This is a genomic window from Cupriavidus sp. 2TAF22 (assembly GCF_052115045.1).
In the GTDB taxonomy this organism is placed as follows: Bacteria; Pseudomonadota; Gammaproteobacteria; order Burkholderiales; family Burkholderiaceae; genus Cupriavidus.
The window spans coordinates 44,720-69,684 of record NZ_JBFRFX010000033.1; the positions used below are offsets into that span (position 1 = coordinate 44,720).

The following is a 24,965-nucleotide window of genomic DNA, read 5'->3' on the forward strand; positions in this document are numbered from 1 at the left end:
TTTAGCCATTGTGACCGCCTACGCTGTTAGCGCAGCAAACACAACGCAGCGCAACTCTCAGGCGGCAGGAATAGCTGGCGTGGCGGCGCCCGGCGCCCGCCTCTGCCAATGGTAGGTGTTTCGCCAAAGGGGTGACGACGTCACAATTCAATGCGAAGACCAAGACCGGCGGTTTTCCTCGCATGCCTGCTTTGCGCCCCCGGATGGGCGTTGGCACAGGCTACGGCCGAGGCTGTCCCTGCGTTCAAGCAGGTTGAGTCGCTGGAGGCCAGGGTGCAGGGATGCGTGACCTGTCATGGCCAGAGCGGACAAGGCACGAGCAACGGTTACTACCCACGTATCGCCGGAAAGCCCGCGGGCTATCTCTACAATCAACTGGTGGCCTTCCGGGACGGAACCCGCAAGTACCCGCCCATGAACTACCTGGTCGCATACCTGCCCGATGCCTACCTGCGGGAAATCGCCGACCACTTCGCCAAGCAAAGACCACCGTTCGCGGCCCAGGAGGCCGGAACCACGGATCCCGTCACGGTGGCACGAGGCCAGGCCCTGGTACGCACAGGCGATGCCAGCAAGAATGTCCCCGCGTGCGCGACGTGCCATGGGGCCGGGCTGACTGGCATGGAGCCGGGCATTCCAGGTTTGATCGGGCTACGCCCTACCTATATCGTGGCGCAGCTAACGCGCTGGCGCGTCGGCGACCGGCATGCCGCCGAGCCCGATTGCATGAAGCGCATTGCTACGCGGCTTTCCGATAGCGATATAACGGCGGTAGCAGCGTGGTTGTCGCAGCAGCCCGCGCCGAAGGATCTGTCTCCCGAGTCGTCCAACCTTGTGCGCATGCCTCTGGCGTGCGGCAGCCAGCGATAAGCCATATGCGAACGAGCGCGCGTATTGGGATCGGAGTTGCAGTCCTGCTGGCCGTAGCCGTGGTCGCCATGTACTGGTTCCGCCCCAGCAGGCTTCCTGAAAAAACGGACGCCCGGCCCATCAATGCGACAACTCAGATCATCGGCAGCGGAGAGTATCTCGCCCGCGCCGGCGACTGCGTGGCCTGCCATACGGCACCAAACGGCAAGCCGTTCGCGGGAGGCCGCGCGATGGCTACGCCTTTTGGCAGCCTCTATGTTCCTAACATTACGCCAGACGACGAAACCGGCATTGGCCAATGGACCGCCGACGACTTCTACCGGATGATGCACACCGGCGTCTCGCGTGACGGGGCGCTGTTGTATCCGGCCATGCCGTTCGCCTCCTATACCAAAGTGACACGGGCCGACTCGGATGCGATCTTCGCCTATCTTATGTCCGTCGCACCGGTAAAGCAGGCCAATCGCGCGCACGAGCTGCGCTTCCCCTTCAACAAGCGCGAACTTTTGATCGGCTGGAGAACGCTGTACTTCAAGGAGGGCGAGTACACCGCTGATTCCAAGCAATCCGCGCAATGGAACCGCGGCGCATATCTCGTACAGGGCCTGGGGCACTGCGCGATGTGCCATACGGCTATCAATATGTTGGGCGGTTCGAGCGAGTCGAAAGCATTCGAAGGCGGCATGATCCCCAACCAGAACTGGTATGCGCCTTCACTCACCTCCAACCAGGAGGCCGGGCTAGGAAACTGGTCCATCAAGGACATCACGGACCTCCTGCAAATTGGCGTTTCGCACCGGGCGACGGTGTATGGCCCGATGGCCGAGGTCGTCTACAACAGCCTTCAGTATCTTAGCGATGCCGACGTCGAGGCGATGGCGGTCTATCTCAAGGCATTGCCGCAACGGGATGCCGAACCGCCTCCCACCAGCCAGGCGCGCCTGGTCGATCCGGCTGTGATGGAACTGGGCCGCAAGGTGTACGCACTGCAATGCGCTGTCTGCCACGGCGCGGAAGGCAAAGGGCAGCCGCCGGCATTTCCCCCACTGGCGGGCAATCAGTCCCTCACCATGTTGTCGCCCGTCAATTCCATTCGCATGGTGCTCAACGGCGGCTATGCGCCCGGTACCGCGAAGAACCCGCGGCCTCATGGCATGCCCCCCTTCTCGCATATCCTGAACGATCAAGAGGCGTCTGCCGTAGTCACGTATATCCGTGTTGCTTGGGGCAATAGCGGTACGCCCGTGACACCGGCCCAGGCCAACGATCTTCGTACGCTGCTTCCTGAGTGAGGAAAGTGATGGCCGATCCCATTGAGAGTGAGGAAGCGAGACAACTGGACGTGGAAGTCGCTCGGATCGTCAGCCGCGGCCCGTCGGGGACGTTTGCGATAGCCGGCGTCGCGACCGCCATCGTGATTGCCATCTATTTCGGCTTCTATCTGTTTGTCTATCTGCCGCGAGGCGTGGTTCAGTGAGCGCCGATACCAACTCCCCGGCAAACGACGGCAGCCACCACGCGGAATTTGTCGCCGTCGCGGCAGAACGCCGCTGGGCCATCGTCGTTGGGATCATCATCGCCTCCCTGGTGGCAGTGATGATCATCACCAGCCTTCACTGGGCGGCCATGCCGCCGTCCAGGGTAGAGACCATCGACGTGAAGACCTTGCACATCCGGGGCGAATTCGTTGAAAGCAACTTGGGCACCGCAATGGACAATGACGGCAAGGTGATCGTCCGCGTCGTAGCCCAGCAGTACTCTTTCGTGCCGCAATGCATCGTCGTACCCGCAGACGTGCCCATTACCTTCCGTGCCACCAGCACCGACGTCGTACACGGCTTTATCGTCGGAACAACCAATGCCAACACGATGCTGATCCCGGGTTTCGTGTCGACGTTCACCACCAGGTTTCGCACTACGGGCGAGCAATTGATGCCGTGCCATGAATACTGCGGCACCGGACATGAAGCCATGTGGGGTCGCGTACAAGTGCTAGCGCGCGACGAGTTTCTCGCCAAGACGCGTACAGAAGAAAGGCTGACCTGTGTTCCTCGCTAGAAGACTCGTGCTGGCCCATTTCTGGGTCGCCTTCGTCGCCTTCCTCGGCGCGATCCTGCTTGGCGAATGGCAGATGTACATTCGCAGCCCGCTGCATGCGTGGATCAACAACCCGGAGCACTACTATCGATCGGTGACGGCACACGGCACCGTGATGGCTTACGTGCTGCCCACACTGGTAGCCATGGGCTTCGGCTATGCCATCACGGAACTTGCGCTGAAAAGGCCATTGATCGGCGTGCGATGGGCCTGGGGCGGCTTTTGGCTGGTGGTGGGCGGCACCGCGATGGCAGCCGTCACCATGGCGATTGGCAAGGCGTCGATCCTGTACACGTTCTACCCGCCCATGATTGGAAGCCCGTTCTACTATCTTGGCGTCGTGCTGGTGGTCGTGGGCTCCTGGATCTGGGTTGCGCTGATGGCCATCAACCTGAGGGCGTGGAAGAAAGACAATCCCGGCGCAACTGTTCCGCTGGCGATGTTTGGTAACGTCGCGGGTGCCTACCTGTGGGCCTGGACGTCGCTGGGCGCCGCCATCGAAGTGCTCGTGCTAATCCTTCCCGCATCGCTTGGCCTGACCGACACCATCAACGCGGGCCTGGCGCGGGTCTTTTTCTCGTGGACCCTGCATGCCATCGTCTACTTCTGGCTGATGCCGGCGTATATCGCGTTCTATACGATCGTGCCACGTGCGATTGGAGGAAGGCTGTATAGCGATACGATGGCGCGCGTCGCATTCGTCCTCTTCCTGGTGTTCTCGATGCCCATCGGTATCCACCATCTGTTCGCCGACCCACAAGTGGGTGCCGGGTTCAAGTTTGTGCACGCGGCGATGACCGCCATGGTGTCCGTGCCGACGCTGTTGACCGTGTTCACCATCGTCGCGTCGGTCGAGATTGCCGGAAGGCTGCGTGGCGGCAAAGGGCCGTTCGGCTGGGTCAAGGCGCTGCCTTGGGACAACCCCGTGATGTTGGCGGTGACCTTCTCCTTCATCATGCTTGGCTTCGGCGGTGCGGGGGGCCTGATCAACATGAGCTACCAGCTCAACGAGACCATCCACAACACGCAGTGGGTCACCGGCCACTTTCATCTCATCTTTGCCGGGGCAATCGTCATCATGTACATGGTGGTCGCGTATGACCTATGGCCACAACTGACGCAATGCGAACCGCTGTCAACAGGAATCATGAAGTTGCAACTGTGGCTATGGTTCGTTGGCATGCTAGTGTTGTCGCTGCCATGGCACCTGGTGGGGCTGCTTGGCATGCCGCGACGCATGGCTTACTACGACTACACGCATCCGGCTATCCACCCGCAAGCGTGGACAGTGACAGCATCGGCAGCGGGTGGCTTGTTGCTTGTCATTTCCGCATTTCTCTTTATCTTCGTCCTGGCGCGCGCGCGCAAAGGCACGGCAGGTCCCGCGCCCTATAGCTTCAGCGAGCCTGTCCACGCAGGCGCTCCGGCGCCGGTGGCATTGAACGGATTTGGCCTGTGGGTGGCGATGATGATCAGCCTCACCGTCGTCAACTACGGATACCCCATCGTGCAACTGGCGTCCCTGAAGGAAGCATCCGTGCCGGTGGTACCAATCGGGAGCCGATGATGCACGAAGGCGGCATGTATGCATGGCGCAACCCGTGGTTCCGTTGGAGCGTGGTGTTCCTTTCGGCCTTGACCGTCCTGTCGATACTCGTAGGCTTCGTGTGGCTGCCGTCCGTCCATGGCGACTTCACCGCCCAGGGAATCTGGGCCAGCATTTGCCGCGCGGCCGGCGTACCCGCCGCCTGGAGCAGCGGAGCAGCCGTGAAGGACGGACCCGGCTCGTCCAATGTCGTGCTCGAGCGCGACATGGCGCGGGCCGCCCCCAGCGATTCGATCGGCCGGGGCGCAACGCTCGCACTCAACTGCACCATGTGCCATGGCGCGCAAGGCATGAGCATCTCGAACGCGCCCAATCTTGCCGGGCAGTATCCCGAGGTGGTCATCAAGCAATTGCATGACTACAAGAGCGGCAAGCGCGCAAGTCCGATCATGGAGGCTCTGGCAACGCGTCTGCCCGACAAGGACATCGAAGACCTGGCCGCTTACTTTGCTTCCCTGCCCAAGGCAAGAACCTCCCCGACTACCTACGACGAGTCGCTCCCGTCGCTGGTCCGCGTCGGGGACCCGATGCGCAATATAGCGCCATGCATTTCCTGCCACGGCGGCGTCGACCAGAAGCTGGGCGCCCCGTGGCTGGAAGGCATGCCAAAGGAATACCTGGTAGGGCAACTCAAGGCCTTCGCGCAAGGCAATCGCCACAACGATCCAGAAGCACAGATGCGTAACATGGTGCGGGGGATGAGCGCGCAGGAGATGGAAGAGGTGTCGGCCTTTTACGCCCGCAAAGCAAGTCCGGTGGAAGGAAGATAGCTAGGCAGCTAGAGCCGAGGCGACGATCGTGAGCAGGGCCAGCAAACCCCTGAGGGATTCCGCTGCGAGTTGCCGTGCTACCCTACTCCAGACCCACAGCGGACCACGCATGGGCCCGATCTCTGCCCTGACAGGATGCGTTTGCGGCGCGGAAAATTCACGGCGGTTTGATGTTCGCTGCCTGTTTCCCCTTGGGACCTTGCTTGACTTCAAAACTGACCTTCTGGACCTCCTGAAGCGATTTGAAGCCGTTTCCCTGAACCTCGGAGACGAATACCATGACGCGATGAGCGCGCTTACGGGTTCACGTCCAGCGATACGCCGGCGCAGCGAATCACGCGCAGGTAGGCGACCGTATCCCCGACTGCGGCGGTGGCCTGCTCCGCAAGCGTCCATATGCGCGCAGACTTTTCGGCGCACGCCATCATCGTCTCGAGAGCATCCGAATCTGCAAACCCGTGAGCTGCCGCTGCCCCGAGTACGGCATCGAGAACGCGTCGGGCCGCAACTCGGGCAGCGATCGGCGCCATGGGAGCCCGATACGCAAGAAAGCCTGCCATCAGCAAAAATTCGGCCGGGCTAATGTGCTGGCCATTGCCAACAGGAACACCGTCCGTATCGACTCGATCTTGCGTCATGCATCGCCTCCCTCTTTGGAGCACTTAGCGCTGTGATCGCGCGGATCCGTGCATTCCGTAGCGGATTCGACGATGTGCCCGGTGCTGCACGCGGCTCCGGACGCCGCTTGATGCCTGAGGTGACGCCGCGGGCCGCGCAGAGTTAGTCTAGTACAGGATGAATCGCCAATGCCGGCAAACGCGGCGTCCGATCGCCGCGGGTGTTGCCTCTTAGGTGTGTGTTTCGGTAAGCTGGGCATCGACAGGCATCGACACCGGGTTTATACGACCTTCCACCTTCAACGTGATCGCGCTTTAACGACCGACGGTGAAAAGGCCAATTTTTCGCCATGCCGAGACCCCAAGTCGTAGTATTCTTGATCCGCCTCCTGCTCCCCAGCGATAGCCGCTGCCTCGCTACCCGGGTGAACTGTCGTGCTGCTCTGAAACGATGATGATGAGGCGAATCGCTGCGCTCCCGTTCCCATAGGCCCACAGGAGAGGACGACGTCCAAAGCAACTATCCAGTAATTGTCATCTTTTTGAAGGCTTCGAAACACTTCGCGAACATCGCCGATGCCTGGCGAGTCCGTGCGGGTGACTGATCCCGGCCACGCCGACTATTCTCTTCGAGGGCATTAATGAAAACGCTGTTTCTCCAGGCACCTTCATTTGAAGGCTTCGATGGCGGAGCGGGCTCACGCTTCCAGACGAAGCGCGAGATTCGATCATTCTGGTATCCGACGTGGCTCGTCCAGCCCGCTGCGCTGGTCGAGGATAGCCGCGTCGTGGATGCTCCCGCAGATGGCCTGTCGCTGGACACGACACTCGACATTGCTCAGGAATACGAACTGATCATCATTCACACGAGCTCTCCATCGTTCCAGAGTGACGTTCAATTCGCAGAGCACTTAAAACGGCGCAAGCCCCCGATCCTCATTGGGATGATCGGGGCAAAAGTCGCCGTCGATCCTCACGGCTCACTGACCGCGAGCGACGCACTCGACTTCGTGTGCCGTGAAGAATTCGACTTCACTTGTCGCGAGATCGCGCAGGGCCTCCCGTTCGAATCGATTCTAGGTCTGAGCTATCGTCTGCCCGACGGCGGGATCATGCACAACGACGCCCGACCCATTCTCGAAGACATGGACCAGTTACCGTTCGTTTCGCCCATCTATAAGCGCGACCTGACACCGGAGAACTACTTCAGCGGCTACCTCAAACATCCGTATCTGTCGCTCTACACGGGGCGAGGCTGCAAATCCAGGTGCACCTTTTGCCTCTGGCCGCATACGGTCGGGGGTCATCGCTACCGCACGCGTTCGGTAGAGAACGTTCTCGAAGAAGTGAAATGGATTAGGGACAACATGCCCGAAATCAAAGAGATCATGTTCGACGACGATACCTTTACGGATCTCAGACCGAGAGCCGAGGAGATCGCTCGTGGTCTTGGCAAGTTAGGCGTGACGTGGTCGTGCAACGCAAAGGCGAACGTGCCCTATTCAACACTTAAGGTGATGAAAGAAAATGGGTTGCGGCTCTTGCTGGTCGGGTACGAATCCGGCGACGACCAGATTCTCGTGAACGTCAAGAAGGGCCTGCGGACCGATATGGCCCGCCGATTCAGTGACGATTGCCGCAAGCTCGGCATCAAGATCCACGGCACGTTCATTCTTGGGCTTCCCGGCGAGACGCACGAAACAATCCAGAAGACGATCAAATACGCGAAAGAGATCAATCCCCACACGATCCAGGTGTCACTCGCTGCGCCCTATCCGGGTACCGTCCTTCATAAGCAAGCGGTCGAAAACGGATGGTTGAATGAAGGCAAGGTCATCGCCCTCATCAATTCGGCAGGCACCCAGGCTTCCACTATCGGCTATCCGCACCTGTCGCGCGAAGAGATCTACCTTGGCGTTGAGGAGTTCTACAAGCGCTTTTATTTCAGACCAACCAAGATCTGGGAAATCGTCCGCGAAATGCTGGTGAGTTGGGAGATGATGAAACGGCGCCTGCAGGAAGGCGTAGAGTTCTTCAGATATCTCCGTGCGCGCTAGGCATGAGGCCCGGTGCACCTTTCATCACAACGGCGTCGCGCGCCCCCATGGGCCTCGACTCTGGCGAGTCAGCACTCAGGGCTATCGCAACAACGATCGAGGTACATATAAAAATACGACGGCTACCGGCTGCTGGCCGCCACCGGCACGACGGCGCTCCAGGGATCAGCCGAAGGCATGACGCCCCGGCCTTAGGCGCGCCGACACCTACCGAAGGTGCTCAGTCAAACGGCCAATAGCGACGCTTCGTACACTCCATTACCATCCCATCTGCATGACTTTGATGGACGGCCCCGCCGCTGCCGTTCCCCCACATCCTGCACCAAGCAGCGGCGGTCTTTTTGCTTGCGGGAATCATCAACTACTTCTCATCGACGCTGCTCCTGACCTCGTGCTCGAGATCGGCCAGCCGCTCCCTGCTCCGCCGTGCGCTCAAGGGCAGGCCACCACCGCCGCCTCCAGCCTGATGCAGGCCCCCGACCAAGGCACCGAAGGACACCGCTCGCCTCAGGTCACGGCGCTCACGAAGGCCTCGAACGCGCTGGCCTCCACCGGCGGACAGAAGAAGTGGCCTTGCCCGTAGTCGCAGCCGGCAGCCAGCAGGATGTCGCGCTGCGACTCGGTCTCGACGCCCTCGGCAATCACGCGGATGCGCAGAGCATGCGCCATGCTGATGATGGCGCGGCACAAGGCCACGTCGTCCGGGCCGCGCGTCAGCGAGCGAATGAAGGACTGGTCGATCTTGATGTAGTCAATGTCCAAGCGCCGAAGGTACGACAAGGACGAGTAGCCGGTGCCGAAGTCGTCGAGCGCGATCTCCATGCCGGCTGCCTGGAAGCGGGAGAGCTGGTCCATGACATCGGCGTTCTGCTCCATCAGCGAGCCTTCGGTGATCTCGATGACGAGGCTGCCCACCGGCACGTTCCTGCGCTCGATCATGCTGGACCAGGACTCGGGCCCGCTCGCGGGCGCGCAGAACTCCACTGGTGATTTATTGACCGAGATCTGGAAGCCCTTGCCCAGCAGCACCTGCCAGCGCGCAAGCTGGTCCAGCGCTTCCGTCAGCACCCAGCGGCCGATGTCGATGATGAGGCCGGATTCCTCCGCAACGGCAATGAAATCGGCCGGGCGGATCGGCCCGCGCACCGGATGGTCCCAGCGGATCAGGGCCTCGGCCTTGCAGACCTTGCCCGTGCGCAGATTGACAATGGGCTGGTAGTGCAGCGCGAACTGCCCGGACACCAGGGCCGTGCGCAGGTCCTGCGTGATGCGCAGGCGCTCCCTCTCCGCCTGCAGCAGCGCCTGGGTGAAGACCTTCCAGCGATTGCGGCCCTCCTGCTTGGCGGCAAACATCGCCCGGTCGGCGCACACCAGCATGGCCTCGGCGTTATCGGCGTCCTTGGGGTAGGTCGCCACGCCGATGCTGGCAGACACCACCACCAGCTCGCCGGCCAGGCGGTAAGGCGCGGCAATCCCCTCCAGGATCGCCTGGGCAATATCCCCGACAACGCCGGCATCGCCCACCGCGGGCAGGATCACGGTGAACTCGTCGCCGGCCAGCCGCGCCACGGTATCCGACGCGCGCACCGATGCCGCAATGCGCCGCGCCGCCTCCAGCAGCAACAGGTCGCCCTGGTCGTGGCCGAGGGTATCGTTCACCTCCTTGAAGCGATCCAGGTCGATGAACAGCAGCGCCAGCACATCCTGCGTGCCGCGCGAACGCTCGATTTCCTGCTCCAGCCGGTCGAAGAACAGGCGGCGGTTGGGCAGATCCGTGAGCGCATCGAAATTCGCCTGGTGTCGGATGACTTCCTCCGCCTGGCGCTTCTCGGTCATGTCATGGATCAGCGCAACGCGGCGGCGCTCGCCGTACGCGTGGGCCAGGTAGGTATCCACGGTCAGGTAGGCGGGAAACTCGCTGCCGTCCTTGCGGCGGATCGAGAATTCGCCGCTCCATTTGCCCTTGGCTGCCACGGTGGCCCGCAGGCGTTCGACCAGCCCTGCCGCATTGCCTGCCCCGCCGACGCTATGGCCCGAGCGGCCCTTGATCTCCTCGACTGTAAAGCCGGTGGCGGCGGCAAAGGCCGGATTCACGTCGATGATGGTGCCATCGAGCGACGTCACCACCATGGCCTCGCTGCTGGACGAATAGACCAGCGAAGCCAGCCGCATCTCCTCCATATGGCGCCGCCGCTCCGCCATGGAGCGGCGCAGGCTGTAGTACAACAGGCCAAGCAGCAGCGTGGAAGCAATGGCACCGGCCAAGGCAACGCGGCGATAGACCTCGTAGGGCGCCAGCACCAGGCCGACCGACTCGCCCACCACGAAACTGAGCCCGAACTCCGGCACACGGTAATAGCCGAAGACCCGCTCCACGCCTTCGGAGCCCGACACCGCCCGATAACTACCAGACTGGGGCGACTCGCTGGCGAGGTACGGCCTGTTGCTGACCGCCCGTGCCAGCGTGCCCTCCAGGGCCGGCACGCGCGCAATGACCTGGCCGGAAGTCTTGATGACCGACGCCACCTCTCCATCGCGGTTAGTGAACGTCTGCGCAAAGCTGGCGAACTGTTCCGGACTGACCGAGACCACGATGACCCCGTCGAAGTTGCCCGCGCGCAGGATGGGGCGCGTGAACTGGATCGACCATTTGCGCGAGACCTTGCCCTTCACCGGGTCGCTGATGAACAGCATGTCGCGCCCGCCCGCGTTGTGATGGACCTGGAAATGCTCGCGCCCGCTCAGGTCGACCTTCTCGCCGGGCGCGGGCGGGGCGATGGACGAGTAGATGAGCCGGCCATGCTTGTCGATCACTGCCACCTGGAACGACAGGTCTACCACCAGGTTCTCCCGCTCACGCACCATGTCGATGAAGCCCGGCTGGCCGACCAGCCAACTGGCGCGCAGGTCGAGGAGGAACTCGGACAGCCGCAGGATGCTGGATTTCGAGTACGCGCCGAACGCCTGGGCCTGCGCCTGGGTACGCTCCGCGGCGTCGTGCAGCAAGCGGTCCCGCTCGCTCACGAGCTGAAACGCCGCGAACGCCCATGTTGCAATCAGCCACGCCGCTGCCCCCAGGTTCAACGGGGAAAAGACCTGGCGCAGGCGCTGCAGCGCCTTGCCATATCGGGTGGTCGAGCGTTCTGGCATCAAATGGGTATCGCAGCGCAGCGAAGAGTCGACATCGATAGCAGGCTAATCGAGGTCAGCGAACCCGACAAGTAGCAAGCACTCTAGTCCCGTGCTCACTGCGTGGAGACGAGCCGGCACGTGCCTAAAACGTCACGTCGTGGTCATGCCCCGCTCGACTCGCGGGTGGCCGGGCCGCGCTGGCGCCCCCCCCTGCTCGTCGTCCCGTTCTTGGCGCGGCCCTCCGCTTCCCTCCCACTACCGCGTCAGCGGTTTAGTACAAAGCAAATATCTGAAGCCTAAGATATTTACGAATCCCGGCCATCCCTCAATTCGGCTCGCGATCCGAGTTCCCTGCTTCGCCGTCTAGCCAGAACCGATTCGCTTTATTTTGATCGCGTCTCTCGTCCGTTCCACGCGTCCGGCGCATTGCGCCGGACGTAGTCCATACCTCAATATCCGCGTGCTGGATCGATGATGTTGTCCGGCGATTCGTCGGCGGAAACGCGAATAATATTCTCCGCAATCTGTCTTGCCGCGGATGACGGAATCGCCACCGAAGCCAGGTGGGGGGTGATCAGTACATTGGGCATGCTCCACAGCGGATCCCCGGCAGGCAAAGGTTCGCGCTCGAAAACGTCCAGGGTTGCCCCGCCGATGTGGCCGCTTTGGAGCAGGTCCGTGAGCGCCGCCTGATCGACCAGTGCGCCCCGCGCAACGTTGATGAAGGCCGCGCCTCGCGGCAGCCGCTCGAGTCGCGCCCGATCCAGGATGCCAGCCGTCTGCGGCGTGAGCGGCAGCATCACGACGACAATGTCCGCCTGTCCGAGCACGGTGTCGAGCGTTTCCAGTCCGGCAAAGCACTCCACGCCTTCGATCTGCGCCGGGCTGCGCGACCAGCCGATCACCTTGAACCCCTGGCGCTGCAGTTCGTGGGCCGCTTTCGCGCCCAGCTGACCGAGCCCCAGAACCGCCACGCGGATGTCTTCCGGAGAACGGGGATGACGGTAGGCCCACTCACCCCGCCGCTGCGCCTGCTCGAAGTACGGGATGTCCCGGGCGTGCCGCAGCACAGAGAACAGCACGTACCCCGCCATCATGCGAGCCATCTGCGGGTCCGTGAGCCGTGTGATCGGAATGCCTGGGGGAAGATCCTGCCGCTGGACCAGTGAATCCACCCCCGCCCCCAGATTGACGATCAGGCGCAGGTTCGTCATCCCGGCAAAAAAATTCTCCGGCGGCTTCCAGGCGAGCGCGTAGTGAATGTCGGCCGGCCGCGTGATGTCGCTGGAGTGAATGACTTTCAGATTCGGCAGCTGGGCCTGGAGCGCGCGCTTCCACGTGTCGAAATCGTCGAATGCGCTGTAGAAGGCCAGCGCGCCCGAGGGGGTGTCTTCAGAAATTGGCATCTTGGCAACTGCATTGAGGAAAATGGCAAGGACGGCAGCGAGAGTACACCTTGCTGCCGCTCCGCGTGCGCGTGGGAAATCAGACCGCTGCTCTGCCCTTCTGTACCAGCCGCGTGACGGCCTCGATGGCAAATTCGTAGCCGTCGCCGCCCAGCCCGGCGATCACGCCATCCGCAGCCTTGGAGATGTAGGAATGGTGGCGGAACGGCTCGCGCTTCCAGATGTTGCTCATATGGGTTTCGATGATCGGACCGGGGAAAGACAGCAAGGCATCGAGGATCGGAACCGACGAGTAGGTCAGGCCGGCCGCATTGATGATGATGCCGTCCGCCACGCCGCGCGCTTCCTGGATCCAGTCGACCAGTTGTCCCTCGTAGTTCGACTGCAAAAAGCGCAGGTCGGCATTCAGGGACTCGGCCTTTTGCTCGCATCGTGACTGCAGCACCGGAAAGCTGTCGCTGCCGTACGTCTTGTTGGCGTCCAGGCCATAAAGATTGGCATTGGGGCCGTTCAGGAACCAGATGGTGACCTTTTTGCTCATGTTCAAAGACCTCTGTATCTCAACCTTCGTGGGGGCGCGTGGCCTGCATGGCGGGCAGGCTTTGGAAAGTCTCATTCCAGCGTGCCGCGTTGCCGTATTGGGCGCGCCAATCGAATTCGGGAAACCGGAAGTCCAGATACCCCAGCGCGCAGCCGATGGTGATTTCACCGATAGTGGGCTGTTCTTCCACCAGGTCCGCTGCGATGGCGTCGATTGACTCGAGGCAGGCGCTGACTTTCGTCAGCAGCGCTTCGCGCCACGTGGGCCACTGGACTTCCTCGGGGCGCGCCGTCCGTTCGTAGCGTGCGAGCAGCGCGGCGTCGAGCAGGCCATCGCCGAGCGCCTGGCGGGTCAGGGCCGTCCACCGCGCGGGGCCGGAGGCGGGAAAGATGTCCGCGGCGCCTGCCCGGCTGGCCAGGTACTCGCAAATCACCCGACTGTCATAGATGGACCGGCCATTTTCCAGGATCAGCGTCGGGACCTTTGCGAGCGGGTTGTGGGCCGCGATGCGCGGGTCGCGCCGCACCGGATGGGCGGCGCTGTCCAGCAGCTCGATGTATTCGGCCTGCCCCGTCAGGTGTGCGCAGACCATGACCTTGCGCACGAATGGCGAGGTCGGAGCGAAAAGAAGTTTCAGCATGCTTTATTGACAGGCTCTAGGGGATCAGGACCAGCTTGCCGAAGACCTTGCCGCTCTCCAGCATCTGGTGGGACGCGACCGCCTCCGCGAGCGGAAAGGTGGCGTGGATGCGCGGCTTGACCCGTCCGCTCTTCAGCAGCGGGATGACATGGCGGGCAATGCTCTGAGCCATCCGGGTTTTCTCGTAATGGCTCTGGGGGCGCATGGTGGACGAGTGCAGGCTCACCTGGCGCTGCATCAGCGTCAGCAGTTCGACATTGACCGCCGAACCCTGCATGAAGGACAGGCTGACATGGCGGCCGCCGAAGGCCATGGCGGCAAGATTGCGGCGGACATAGTCGCCGCCTACGATATCGATTACCACGTCGACCCCGCGCCCCTCGGTGTACTTCAGGCAGGCCTCGGTGAAATCGGTAGTGGGCCAGCAGACCGTCGCATCGGCGCCCATGGCGCGCAATTCTGGAAAGCGGCTTTCGTCGTTGTCCGTGACGATGACGGTTGCGCCGGCGGCGTGCGCCATGCGGATTGCGAGCGTGCCGATACCGCCGGCTGCACCGTGGACCAGGACGGTTTCGCCCATGGCCAGGCGGCCCAACTCGAACAGGTTGTGCCACACGGTGAACAGCCCCTCGGGCAAGGCGGCTGCCTCGGCATCGGAAAGCGTGCCGGGCACGATGAAGGACTGATCGACCGGCGCCGTACACCACGGCGCATAGCCGCCGCCGGGCACCAGGCTCATCAGCCGCCGACCCATCAGCTGACTGTCCACACCGGGACCGCAGGCCACCACTTCGCCGCAGACTTCCAGGCCGAGCACGTCGGTGATGCCGGGCGCCGGCTTCGCGATACCTTGACGCTGCATGATGTCGGGCCGGTTGACGCCGGCGGCGAGCACGCGCAGCAGGACTTCGCCAGCACCGGGCTCGGGCATGGGGCGCTCGGCCAGCGTCAACACACTGGCGTCGCCGGGTTCACGGGCGATGATGGCTTGCATCGAGCGGGGGAGACTGGTCATGGGTGTGTTTTCTCAGGCTGCGTTGTCTGACGCGTTGTGTCATGCCTTCGCGGTGCGATCTTGCATCTATGCTTACGTCCGCTTCTGCGGACTGAAAATGCTGACGCCCTCGTCAGGCAGCGCAAGTCCCGCGACCGAGCCGATGGGCCATTGCTGCATGGCGCTCAGGCCCGCACTGCGCACCGTGACGACCTGACGCGCCGTCATCGGAATGTCCACGTCGATGAACGTATTGATGTGATCGCCCTGGTAGACGTGATTGATCACCGTGCCGCTCAACACCGATTCGGAATGCAGATTCTCAAGCTTGATGTGCTCCGGGCGCACGTACACGTCCAGCCTTTCCCCGTCGTGCGATGCGTCGGCCAGGCGGGCATGCGGGATGCTGATGAGCCCCGAGCCCAGGCGCAGTTGCACATCCGTTGCCGTCTGGCCGTGATAATGCCCCGGCAGGATGTTCACGTCGCCCAGGAAGGACGCCACGAACGGGTCTTTCGGGTTCTGATATAGATCGGCCGGCGACGCGATCTGCCGAATGATGCCGTTCGACATCACCGCGATCCGGTCGGACATGGCCAGCGCCTCGCCCTGGTCGTGGGTGACGAATACCGTGGTCAGGCCCAAGCGACGCTGGATTTCCCGGATCTCGACCTGCATGGAGCCGCGCAGGTTCTTGTCCAGGGCCGAGAAGGGCTCGTCCAGCAGCAGTACCTTGGGCTGGATCACCAGCGCCCGCGCCAGCGCCACGCGCTGCTGCTGGCCGCCCGAGAGTTCACGGGGCTTGCGGTGCCCGAGGCCGTCGAGCTTCACCAGGTCCATCACCTGCTTCACACGCTGTGCGATTTCGTCCTTGCCTACGCCCCGCATGCGCAGGCCATAGCCGATATTGCGCTCCACGGTCATGTGGGGAAAGAGCGCGTAGTTCTGGAAGACGATGCCGATCTGCCGCATGTGCGGCGGCTCGCAGGTCACCGGCTGACCATCGATGAAGATCTCGCCGGTGTCGGCTTCCGCAAAGCCGGCGATGAGGTTGAGGAGCGTCGTCTTGCCGCAGCCGGACGGGCCCAGCAGGGTGAGGAATTCCCCGCGTCGTATCTTCAGCGAGAGCTCATGCAGCACGGTGTGGTCGTGATACTTCTTGACCACCCGTTCCAGCCCGACGGCGGTATCGGGCTGAGCGTGGTGTTGCTGTGCGGCAGGCTCGGAGTTGGCTACGTTCATGGTTGTCCGGAGATTGAGGAGTATGCCGTGCTCCAGGCTTGGGTCCGACGACAGACATCGAGGCCGAGCTGGGACTGTTAAGCAGAATAAGGCAAACAGTAAGAATCGGGACTTTGCCGAAACTGATGCGGCGCCTCGGAAAAAACGAAATGCCCGTTTTCAGGCGCAGGCGGCGCGGATGCGATGGCCCGGAACGCCTTGTGGTGCGCGGGTGTGGTGCGGCGGTGCGGAACCCTTCGGCCGGCGCTTTACTTTTTCCTAAGTCATGAGTTTGAAAAACGTGATTTTCAAACGATGCGGGCTTCATCAAACTGGCCACTGTCGATGAGCGATGTCTCCAGGGCGCCAGTACGCCTTTCTGTCGATGCTTCCGTGCCGGGGCGACTGACCGGAGCGATTATTTTTAGGAAATTCAAATGTCAGTGGAAAAAATCAACACCGTGGTGGTCGGTGCTGGCCAGGCGGGCATCGCGATGAGTGAGCATCTCGCGCACATGGGTGTGCAGCATGTCGTGCTGGAACGCAGCCGAATCGCAGAGCGCTGGCGCTCGGAGCGTTGGGATTCTCTGGTCGCGAATGGACCAGCCTGGCATGACCGTTTTCCCGGGATGAAATTCGATGGCATTTCGCCGGAGACCTTTCCGCCGAAAGAGCGCATGGCCCAGTATTTCGAGAGCTACGCCGCCATGCTGAAGGCGCCGGTCCGTACCGGCGTGGAAGTCATGCGGGTAGAACGGCATCAAGGGCGTCCCGGCTTCAGGGTGACGACTTCCGATGGCACCATCGAGGCAGAAAACGTCGTTGCCGCAACCGGCCCGTTCCAGACGCCGGCCTATCCGAAGATCGTGCCTGAGAGCGAAAAAATCCAGCAACTGCATTCCTCGACCTACAAGAATCCGGGTCAATTGGCGAAAGGCGCGGTGCTCGTTGTGGGCGCGGGCGCTTCTGGCTCGCAGATCGCCGAAGAGCTGCGCCAGGCCGGCAGGACGGTTTATCTCTCGGTCGGCGAGCATTACCGCCCGCCGCGCGCGTACCGGGGACGTGACTACTGCTGGTGGCTGGGCGCCCTCGGGCTGTGGGATGAAGTGAGGATCCGGCCCAAGAAGGCGCACGTCGCTTTCGCCGTGAGCGGCTATGAAGGTGGCAAGACCGTCGATTTCCGCCGCCTCGCGCACGCAGGCATCAACCTGGTCGGTCTGACCCAATCCTACAAGGATGGCGTCATGACGTTCGAGCCAGGACTGCCCGAAAACGTCGCCGAAGGCGACCGCGCCTACTTCGACGTGCTGCGCGAAGCGGATGCCTATATCGAAGAGAATGGCCTGCCGTTTCCGCCGGAACCTGACGCCTGGGAGCTGCTGCCGGACCCGGATTGCCTCAAGAACCCGATCCTCGGCCTCGACCTGGCTGAAGCCGGCATCACCACGATTCTCTGGGCGACCGGTTTCAAGTTTGATTTCAACTGGCTGAACGTGAAGAATGCCTTCGACGACAAGGGCGATCCGTTCCACAAGCGCGGTATCTCCGCAGAAGGCGGCATCTATTTCCTGGGCCTGCCGAATCTGGTCAACCGGGCCTCGTCCTTCATCTATGGCGTCTGGCACGATGCGAAATACATCGCTGACCATATCGTGCTCCAGAACGGCTATATGACGTATGGGCGGTCTTGAGCCTGTTCTTGAGGCTGCACGGTGACCCGTCATTTGTAACGAGGTTGCACAGACGAGCTGCCGGATCGGGTGATCCGGCGGCTTTTTGTTTTTTTCAAGGGAGTTCCCATGGCCGAGATGACGTGCATTGAAGATCTGCGCAACCTGGCGAGAAAGCGCGTGCCGCGCATGTTCTATGACTATGTCGACGGCGGCTCATGGACCGAATATACCTACCGTGCCAACGAGGCGGATTTTCAGCGTATCGAATTCCGCCAGCGCGTGGCGATCGACATTACCGAGCGCAGCACCGCCAGCACCATGGTGGGTCAGCCGGTCAGCATGCCGGTGGCGATCGCGCCCACCGGATTGACCGGCATGCAGCACGCCAATGGAGAAATCCTGGCCGCGCGCGCGGCGAAGCAGCACGGCATCCCATTCACCTTGTCCACCATGAGCATCTGCTCGATTGAGGCGGTGGCGGAAGCCACCGGGCGCCATCCGTTCTGGTTCCAGCTGTATGTGCTGCGCGACCGGACATTTGTCGAAAGCCTGATCGACCGTGCCAAGAATGCCAATTGTTCGGCGCTCGTGGTCACGATGGACCTGCAGGTCTTCGGCCAGCGCCACAAGGACAAGAAAAACGGTCTGTCCACGCCGCCCAGGCCGACCCTGCGCAACCTTGTGAACATGGCGAGCAAGCCGCGCTGGTGCATGGGCATGCTGGGTACCGAACACCGTCAGTTCGGCAATATCGTCGGGCATGCCAAGGGCGTCGACAATATCGGGTCGCTGGTGGAGTGGACTCAGGCGCAGTTCGATCCGCGTCTGTCCTGGCAGGATGTCGAATGGATCAAGAAGCGGTGGGATGGGAAGCTGATCGTCAAGGGCATCCAGGACCCCGAGGATGCGCGACTGGCGGTGGAAAGCGGCGCCGATGCCATCATCGTGTCGAACCATGGCGGGCGCCAGCTGGACGGCGCCGCGTCATCGATCTCCACATTACCGCGCATCGTGGAAGCCGTCGGGGATCGGGTGGAAGTCCATATGGATGGCGGCATCCGCTCGGGCCAGGATGTGCTCAAGGCCGTCGCGCTCGGGGCGCGTGGCACGTATATCGGTCGCGCCATGATGTATGGCCTGGGCGCCCTCGGCGAGCAAGGCGTGAGCACGGCCTTGAACATCATTCAGAACGAGCTCGATCTCTCCATGGCGTTTTGCGGCAAGACGGATATCCAGTCGGTCGACCGCAGCATCCTGCTGACGAAGTAAGAGACGCTTTCAAAAAGACTCTGGCGTTCGGCTTTGCGTCATTGGGGTGGCCTTGCGGTACTACATGTACTGTCTGCTGCCGCGTGCCTAGCCAGAACCGCTTCGCTTTATTTTGATAGCGTCTCCGAGGCGTCTGGGCCGAAGCTGGCCTGGACGCCAGGACTCATTGACAGAGAAACTCGACGAGGCCGGCCAGCATGCGGTCGCAGGCTTCGATCTGCGCCAGCTCCACATACTCGTCGGCCTTGTGTGCGACTTCAATGCTCCCGGGCCCGCAGATCAGCACTGGCGTTTCGTTCCAGCTCCGCTGGAACAATCCACCCTCGCTGCCATAGTCCACCTTGGCGCATGGGGTGCCCGGAGGGAGCAGCGAGGCGAGCAGGCCGACAGCGGGCGAATCCTCGCGGGTGTTCAGGCTGGGATAGCTGTTCGTCATCTGGATGTCTGGCAAGGGCGCCGCAGGATCCAGCGCCTCATTCTTGACGCGCTCGGCCAGGCGTTCCAGGACGCGCTTCAGGATCAGATCGGGTCTATCTTCCGAGACGTTGCGAATCTCGAAGCTGACTTCGCATTCGCTGGGCACGATGTTCAGGGCGCGGCCGCCGTGGATGACGCCGGCGTGGACCGTGCTGTAGGGCACGCCGTAGCCCTCGTCGCGCGGGCCGCTTTCCGCCAGCTCACGCTGCACGTCCCGCAGGGATGCGACGAGGTCGCTGGCCATGTGGATGGCGTTGAAGAACCTGGGCGCCAGGCCTGAGTGGCCGGCCTGGCCGCAGCAGACTGCCCGGTAGGCAGCCTTGCCCTTGTGACCGGTGCCGATCCGCATCAGGGTCGGCTCGCCGACAATGCACAGGTAGGGTGCGGGGAGGCTGTTCTCCAGGCGGCGCAGCAGGTGGCGCACGCCAACGCAGCCGATTTCCTCATCGAAGGACAGCGCTAGCTGCAAGGGGCGCCGGAGCGGCTGCCGAGCGGCTGCCACCATGGCGGTGACGGCGCAGGCCACGAAGCCTTTCATGTCGGCTGTGCCGCGTCCGTAGATGCGGCCATCCCGGTGCGTTGCCTCAAAAGGGGGCGAAGTCCAGGGCTGGCCGTCCACCGGCACCACATCGGTATGGCCGGAGAGCAGGACGCCCGGAATGCCCACCGGACCGACCGTCGCAAACAGATTGGATCGGCTGGGGTCTTGCGGGTCGGGCGCGAGCATCGATTCGATGCCGGCTTCCGCCAGGATGTCCTGGACCTTGTGGATGAGCGCGATGTTTGGCGTCAGGGAAACCGATGCGAAAGAAATGAGCGTCTCCAGGAGCGAGACGCTTGCGGAAGAGGTGTGATTTTCCATCTCTGGCGTTTTTGATGGGGTATTGCCGAATGCGGCATGACCGATGAAGATGGCGCTTCTGGACGCCGACTCAGGACGCCGATTCAGGGCGCTGCTATATGGGGATCGAAGAAACTTGGAGCGCTCATTCCGGGAATGTATTGGTCGGAGATATAAGCGCGGCAGCGTTCCATGAAGACTCTCGTCAACCTTGACTGTTTCATCGGCTTGTAGGTCGCCAGGCCGAGCAGCATGGGCCGATGGGTACCGGCAAGGCGAACCCGCACCATGCGTTTTCCATCGAGCGACTGATTGGATTTGGGGCGCACATTGAAGAGCGCATAGCCAATTCCGTTGGCGACCAAGGCCCGGACTGCTTCCGTAGACTGCGAACGCGCAGCGATGTTCGGCGTCACGCCGGCCTCTTCAAACAGGGAGGCGAAATAGTCCCGGCTCATCGGTATATCGAGCAGGACGTAGGGTTCGGGCGCCAGCTCTTCGAAGGAGACGACTTTCTGCTGCGCCAGCGGATGGACCTCACTCACCAGGACATAGGGCGGCATGGTCGCCAGGCTCTCGAACTGGATGTCATCGCCAAGGTGCAGGTCGTAAGTGATTGCCAGGTCGATCTCGAGCGCATGGAGCTTGTTCATCAAGACCTCCTGGTCGCCTTCGACCATCTGCAGCTCGATTTTCTTGAAGGCGCGCGAAAAACCGAAGATGACCTCGGGCGCAATCATGGGCGTGAGCGACTGAAAGCTTCCCACCCGCAAGGTGCCCTGGATGACGTCGCTCGAGTCGGAGGCGATTTCATAGAGTCGGGACGACCGTCCGAGCATATCTTCGCAGTGTTGCAGGACCAGCGTGCCGACGGGGGTCAGTCCAATGCCCTTGGAAGGATGGCGCACGAACAGCTGCGCGCCCAGTTCGGCCTCGATATGGGCGATGGCTGCGGAGATCGAGGGAGAAGAGATATGGATTTGCGTCGACGCAGCGGAAATGCTGCCATGCTTCGCCGTTGCGACGAAATACTCCATCTGGCGCAGGGAAATGCGATTGAGCATGTCGGGATCAAGAAAAGGTGAACGGTCCAGTGTACTGGAGAAAGTTTGCCCTTTCGAGCGCCGGCCGCCTGGCCGGCGCTGTCACGCTGTCATTCGATGCATCGGTCAGGTCAGAGGTTTCCAGGAACGCCGAAGCTGGGCGCCGCACGGGGATCGAGCGCCCGCTTGACATAGTCCTTCAGCTGCGGCGCGTAAACCTGCCAGACGGCATAGAGGGCCTCGACCGGATTGTTGTCCACCCAGTCCAGGCGCAGATCCACGACAGGCCAGTTTTGCGCATCGTACACCAGCAGGCCTGCCGAGTGCACCGGGCCTTCCTCGCCGCCGGCGGCCTGGCCGGCGAGCATGGCCTGCATCAGCCGTTCCGCCAGCGCGCCTTCGGTCTGCTCGAAGGCCGACAGCATGGCCTGGGGCACGTCACGCGTCGCCAGCATGTTGCCTGCGCATGCGGCATGGGTGCCGACCACGCTTGCCAGGGTGCCAAGCGCCTTGGCACCCGTGAAAACCCTCGGCGGGTTGTGCGCGTCGATGGCCATGAGCTGGCGGTACTCGATATGCGGGCGCTTCTGCAACTCGGCGAGAGCGCCTTCCGGCGTAAGGCCGCTGGCCATCAGGTCCAGGGCTAGGGGGCCCAGATCCGGGTCGGTAATGTTCTGGCTCGCGGCTGCGCCCACCCCTTTGCGGCCGCGGATGCAGCGCGAGGCAACTGCCGGTGACGAGGACGCCACGGCGGCGCCGAACTGGCCGGTGGCGGGGCACCGCGCGATGATGGAAAAGGTCATGGCAGCTCAGCCAGGGATGACAGCGGTGGCGTCGATCTCGACCAGCCACTCGGGGCGGGCCAGAGCCGATACGACGATGCCGGTCGAGACCGGAAAGACACCCTTCAGCCAGCGGCCCACGACACGATAGACCGCTTCGCGGTAGCGCGGGTCGATAATGTAGATCGTGATCTTGCAGATGTCCTCGAGCTCGCCGCCGGCTTCCTTGAGCAGCATCGCGATGTTGGCCATGGCCTGCTCCGCCTGTCCTGCGACGTCCCCGATGCACACGCTCTCCGAGGTGTCGAGGTTCTGGCCGATCTGCCCTCGCAGAAAAACGGTACTGCCTCGCGCGACCACGGCTTGGCAAAGGTCGTTGTCCAGATTCTGTTCAGGGTAGGTGACCTTCGTGTTGAAGGTGCGGATGCGGGTATGCTTCATAGTCGATTCAGGTCCATTCAGCAGGTGGCGGGAGGTTGGGGGCGATGCACCCGAGTGCATGGTCATGCGCAGCCGCTGGCGGCGCCATTTGTATTTTCCGGCTGGCCGTTTAGGAATTTCCGAATACCACCGAACCTCAGACGGCCGCTAACCTGTTCCAGACGGCGGAACAATCCACAACCCCATCGGGAAATGTGAGGCACCCCTACGAAAAAGCCGACTTGGCCGCATGGTACGACTTTCACATCATAGGCTCGGTAATTCGAAGTCATTGCGTCGAAGTCATTGCGTCAAGGTCGTTGCCTCAGCGCAATTGCGCCGGCGTCGTTGCATGGCCTTGCTGTACTACGTTTACTGTCCGCGGCCACGTGCTTGCAGGGTGCGCCTGCGCTGATCACGCATGCCTTACGCCTCCCTGGCCAGCAACGTTTCGCTGCATTGTGATTGCGTTTCTCGGTAGCACGTTTCAGCGTATTTCCAGTTCTATCAGATGTTTATCTTTTCGATTGGGGGAAGTAAATGACGATTCGCAAGATTTTGACCCTTTGCGCACTCGCCGCCACGCTTGGCAGTACGGCGGCATGGGCGCAGGAAGCCTTGGTGGTGAGCACATGGGGCGGCAGTTTCCGCGACCTCATCGATGAAAGCATCGGCAAGGAATTCACGCGGCAAACCGGGGTGCCGGTCAAGTACATCACAGGCGGCACCATCGACCGCCTGAACAAGGCAAAGCTTGCCTCCAAGCCCGAGAGCGACGTTACCTTCACGACTTCCCACGTCGGCTGGCTCTACGCCAACGGCAATCTCTTTGAAAAGCTGGATACGAGCAAGATTCCGAATTACACGCATATGGTCGATCGCGCCAAGATCAGCCCGTATCACATCGGCAGCTGGGCCTATGTCTATACCATCGGCTATCGCGCTGACCTGGTGCCGCCCAGCATCAAGTTCGAGAGCTGGAACGACCTGTGGAATCCGGCCCTGAAAGGCAAGATTGGCGTGCCTGACTTCGATCCGAGCCATGTGGTCGCGGTTTCGGCCATGCTGTCGGGAGGCGATGCGAAAAGCTGGGAAAAGGGCCAGGACAAGCTCAAGGCGCTCAAGCCCAACTTCAAGGCGTTCTATACCAATGACGCCAATGCGCAGCAGTTGATCGCCTCCGGCGAAACGCCCGTGCAGGTCATCCTGTCGATCAACGCCTATCACATGATCAGTCAGGGTGTGCCCATCAAGTTGGTCACGCCGAAGGAAGGCGCTGTGCTCGGCATCGATACCATGGCCATCACCAAGGGCTCGACCAAGGCCGATCTGGCTTACAAGTTCATGAACATCGCCTTGTCCCCGGACGTCCAGTCGAAGATCGTGGCCTTGAAGAAGGCGAGCCCCGTCATCGACGACGCCAAGGTTTCGCCTGAAGACGCCAAGCTGCCCGGCGTGTTCACGACGAAGGAACAGTGGGAAACGGCCATCGTCGTAGACCACAAACTTCGCGCCGAGAAGACTGCGGAATGGCGGAAGTGGTTCACTGAGAACGTCATGAACTGAACCCGATATTAAGGGTATGGAGGGAGGGGCGCCGCGGCCATGCACCGCACCGAGCCTCCCTCGCCGATTGAGCATCTGGAATAAGGCTTAAGAATGCGCTCCGATCCTCGAGCCTGGCTGGTCTCCCCAGCCGTACTTGTCGCGCTGTGCATCGCAATTTCGTTGATTGCGGTCCTGCAGTTCAGCTTCCGGGCGTATGTGCCCGGCTCCCTGGATGTCGGCGGATTCACGTTCGCCAACTTCAGCGGCTTGACCAAGTCGATTTATCTCGACGCGTTCTCCAACACCTTGCGGCTGAGCGTGGAGACGACCGTCTTTTCGCTGCTAGTTGCGTACCCGCTGGCCTATGCACTGGTGCGCGTCAGGAGCCGAGCGCTCAAGTCCTTCATCCTCGTGGTGTCCATCACGCCCCTGTTTCTGGGGGAAATCGTCCGGACCTACTCCTGGATCGCCGTCCTGGGCAGCAATGGCTTCATCAATGGCACGCTGCGAAAGCTCGGCTTGATCGACTGGCCACTGGAACTGATGTTCACACACCTGGGCGTGCTGGTCGCGCTGGTGCACGTGACGATTCCCGTCGTGGTCCTGATGCTTGCCACGGCGATTTCGCATATCGACCGGGACTACGAGAAAGCCGCCCAGAGCCTAGGTGCCGGCCCGGTCAGGACCTTCCTCACGGTCACGCTTCCGCTTTCAATGCCGGGCATTCTGGCTGGCATCACAACTGCGTTCGCCTGGACCTTCAGCGCCTTTGCGACGCCTCAGATGATTGGCGGAGGCCGCGTGCCGACGGTTTCGACGCTGGTGTACCAGCTTGGCTTCGCTTCCATGAACTTCCCGCTTGCGGCCAGCCTGAGTGTCATGGGCTTGCTGCTGACCGCCGCGGCGCTCTTTTCCCTGGGGCTGTTCACCAAGCGACTGAAAGCCGTTGGAGGACACTAAA

Annotated in this window: 23 protein-coding genes; 11 read left to right on the forward strand and 12 right to left on the reverse strand. The window is 62.0% G+C overall.

Annotated features, from left to right (window positions below):
- Positions 1 to 150: 150 nt before the first annotated feature.
- Genes AB4Z48_RS30380 through AB4Z48_RS30405 form a run of 6 tightly spaced genes read left to right on the forward strand, consistent with a single transcriptional unit; the run spans position 151 to position 5,343 of the window.
- Positions 151 to 870, forward strand: coding sequence for a c-type cytochrome (locus tag AB4Z48_RS30380; protein WP_441620881.1), 720 nt, complete (start codon positions 151 to 153; stop codon positions 868 to 870).
- Between the two features lie 5 nt (positions 871 to 875).
- Complete coding sequence (locus AB4Z48_RS30385) at positions 876 to 2,162, forward strand: c-type cytochrome (protein ID WP_441620883.1); 1,287 nt, start codon at positions 876 to 878, stop codon at positions 2,160 to 2,162.
- Between the two features lie 8 nt (positions 2,163 to 2,170).
- A complete protein-coding gene (locus tag AB4Z48_RS30390) occupies positions 2,171 to 2,347 on the forward strand; it encodes a hypothetical protein (RefSeq protein WP_441620885.1) in 177 nt (58 codons plus the stop codon).
- Positions 2,344 to 2,928 (forward strand): cytochrome C oxidase subunit II, encoded by a 585-nt coding sequence (locus AB4Z48_RS30395; RefSeq protein ID WP_441620887.1) that lies wholly within the window; start codon positions 2,344 to 2,346, stop codon positions 2,926 to 2,928. Before AB4Z48_RS30390 ends, AB4Z48_RS30395 begins: the two co-directional genes overlap by 4 nt.
- The gene (locus tag AB4Z48_RS30400; protein WP_441620889.1) at positions 2,915 to 4,534 is read left to right on the forward strand and encodes a cbb3-type cytochrome c oxidase subunit I; all 1,620 of its coding nucleotides are present in this window, start codon (positions 2,915 to 2,917) and stop codon (positions 4,532 to 4,534) included. Before AB4Z48_RS30395 ends, AB4Z48_RS30400 begins: the two co-directional genes overlap by 14 nt.
- Positions 4,531 to 5,343 carry a c-type cytochrome gene (locus AB4Z48_RS30405; protein ID WP_441620891.1) on the forward strand — a complete coding sequence of 271 codons (813 nt, stop codon included), beginning with the start codon at positions 4,531 to 4,533 and terminating at the stop codon, positions 5,341 to 5,343. Before AB4Z48_RS30400 ends, AB4Z48_RS30405 begins: the two co-directional genes overlap by 4 nt.
- 157 nt (positions 5,344 to 5,500) lie before the next feature.
- Here the strand turns inward: AB4Z48_RS30405 and AB4Z48_RS30410 are convergent, their stop codons facing one another.
- On the reverse strand, positions 5,501 to 5,623 hold the full coding sequence (locus tag AB4Z48_RS30410) for a cold-shock protein (RefSeq protein ID WP_441620893.1): 123 nt from the start codon (positions 5,621 to 5,623) through the stop codon (positions 5,501 to 5,503).
- Positions 5,624 to 5,639: 16 nt separating this feature from the next.
- Positions 5,640 to 5,981: a hypothetical protein gene (locus AB4Z48_RS30415; RefSeq protein WP_441620895.1), complete on the reverse strand. Its 342-nt coding sequence runs from the start codon at positions 5,979 to 5,981 to the stop codon at positions 5,640 to 5,642.
- Between the two features lie 620 nt (positions 5,982 to 6,601).
- On the opposite strand from AB4Z48_RS30415, the gene hpnJ reads away from it, so the two are divergent.
- Positions 6,602 to 8,017 carry a hopanoid biosynthesis associated radical SAM protein HpnJ gene (gene hpnJ, locus AB4Z48_RS30420; protein WP_441620897.1) on the forward strand — a complete coding sequence of 472 codons (1,416 nt, stop codon included), beginning with the start codon at positions 6,602 to 6,604 and terminating at the stop codon, positions 8,015 to 8,017.
- A 507-nt stretch (positions 8,018 to 8,524) separates the two neighbouring features.
- Here the strand turns inward: hpnJ and AB4Z48_RS30425 are convergent.
- The 6 genes from AB4Z48_RS30425 to AB4Z48_RS30450 all read right to left on the reverse strand — a co-directional run bounded on the left by AB4Z48_RS30425 (position 8,525) and on the right by AB4Z48_RS30450 (position 15,972).
- Positions 8,525 to 11,167, reverse strand: a complete 2,643-nt coding sequence (locus AB4Z48_RS30425) for a bifunctional diguanylate cyclase/phosphodiesterase (protein ID WP_441620899.1) — start codon at positions 11,165 to 11,167, stop codon at positions 8,525 to 8,527.
- A 431-nt stretch (positions 11,168 to 11,598) separates the two neighbouring features.
- Positions 11,599 to 12,555 carry a 2-hydroxyacid dehydrogenase gene (locus AB4Z48_RS30430; protein ID WP_441620901.1) on the reverse strand — a complete coding sequence of 319 codons (957 nt, stop codon included), beginning with the start codon at positions 12,553 to 12,555 and terminating at the stop codon, positions 11,599 to 11,601.
- A 79-nt stretch (positions 12,556 to 12,634) separates the two neighbouring features.
- Positions 12,635 to 13,096: a type II 3-dehydroquinate dehydratase gene (locus AB4Z48_RS30435; RefSeq protein ID WP_441620903.1), complete on the reverse strand. Its 462-nt coding sequence runs from the start codon at positions 13,094 to 13,096 to the stop codon at positions 12,635 to 12,637.
- A gap of 19 nt (positions 13,097 to 13,115) precedes the next feature.
- A complete protein-coding gene (locus AB4Z48_RS30440; protein ID WP_441620905.1) occupies positions 13,116 to 13,736 on the reverse strand; it encodes a glutathione S-transferase in 621 nt (206 codons plus the stop codon).
- Positions 13,737 to 13,752: 16 nt separating this feature from the next.
- The gene (locus AB4Z48_RS30445) at positions 13,753 to 14,751 is read right to left on the reverse strand and encodes an NAD(P)H-quinone oxidoreductase (protein ID WP_441620907.1); all 999 of its coding nucleotides are present in this window, start codon (positions 14,749 to 14,751) and stop codon (positions 13,753 to 13,755) included.
- A gap of 72 nt (positions 14,752 to 14,823) precedes the next feature.
- The gene (locus AB4Z48_RS30450) at positions 14,824 to 15,972 is read right to left on the reverse strand and encodes an ABC transporter ATP-binding protein (RefSeq protein WP_441620909.1); all 1,149 of its coding nucleotides are present in this window, start codon (positions 15,970 to 15,972) and stop codon (positions 14,824 to 14,826) included.
- A 416-nt stretch (positions 15,973 to 16,388) separates the two neighbouring features.
- On the opposite strand from AB4Z48_RS30450, the gene AB4Z48_RS30455 reads away from it, so the two are divergent.
- Positions 16,389 to 17,642, forward strand: a complete 1,254-nt coding sequence (locus AB4Z48_RS30455; protein ID WP_441620911.1) for a flavin-containing monooxygenase — start codon at positions 16,389 to 16,391, stop codon at positions 17,640 to 17,642.
- 108 nt (positions 17,643 to 17,750) lie between these two features.
- Positions 17,751 to 18,893: an alpha-hydroxy acid oxidase gene (locus AB4Z48_RS30460; protein ID WP_441620913.1), complete on the forward strand. Its 1,143-nt coding sequence runs from the start codon at positions 17,751 to 17,753 to the stop codon at positions 18,891 to 18,893.
- 163 nt (positions 18,894 to 19,056) lie between these two features.
- On the opposite strand, the gene argE is transcribed toward AB4Z48_RS30460, so the two are convergent.
- The 4 genes from argE to AB4Z48_RS30480 all read right to left on the reverse strand — a co-directional run bounded on the left by argE (position 19,057) and on the right by AB4Z48_RS30480 (position 22,477).
- Positions 19,057 to 20,232, reverse strand: a complete 1,176-nt coding sequence (gene argE / locus AB4Z48_RS30465) for an acetylornithine deacetylase (protein WP_441620915.1) — start codon at positions 20,230 to 20,232, stop codon at positions 19,057 to 19,059.
- 83 nt (positions 20,233 to 20,315) lie between these two features.
- Positions 20,316 to 21,275 (reverse strand): LysR family transcriptional regulator, encoded by a 960-nt coding sequence (locus AB4Z48_RS30470; RefSeq protein ID WP_441620917.1) that lies wholly within the window; start codon positions 21,273 to 21,275, stop codon positions 20,316 to 20,318.
- A 110-nt stretch (positions 21,276 to 21,385) separates the two neighbouring features.
- A complete protein-coding gene (locus tag AB4Z48_RS30475) occupies positions 21,386 to 22,057 on the reverse strand; it encodes a DUF1028 domain-containing protein (protein WP_441620919.1) in 672 nt (223 codons plus the stop codon).
- 6 nt (positions 22,058 to 22,063) lie between these two features.
- On the reverse strand, positions 22,064 to 22,477 hold the full coding sequence (locus AB4Z48_RS30480) for a RidA family protein (RefSeq protein WP_441620921.1): 414 nt from the start codon (positions 22,475 to 22,477) through the stop codon (positions 22,064 to 22,066).
- Positions 22,478 to 22,996: 519 nt separating this feature from the next.
- Here AB4Z48_RS30480 and AB4Z48_RS30485 point away from each other — a divergent pair.
- Positions 22,997 to 24,022 carry an ABC transporter substrate-binding protein gene (locus tag AB4Z48_RS30485; protein WP_441620923.1) on the forward strand — a complete coding sequence of 342 codons (1,026 nt, stop codon included), beginning with the start codon at positions 22,997 to 22,999 and terminating at the stop codon, positions 24,020 to 24,022.
- 93 nt (positions 24,023 to 24,115) lie between these two features.
- Complete coding sequence (locus AB4Z48_RS30490) at positions 24,116 to 24,964, forward strand: ABC transporter permease (RefSeq protein ID WP_441620925.1); 849 nt, start codon at positions 24,116 to 24,118, stop codon at positions 24,962 to 24,964.
- Position 24,965: the final 1 nt, after the last annotated feature.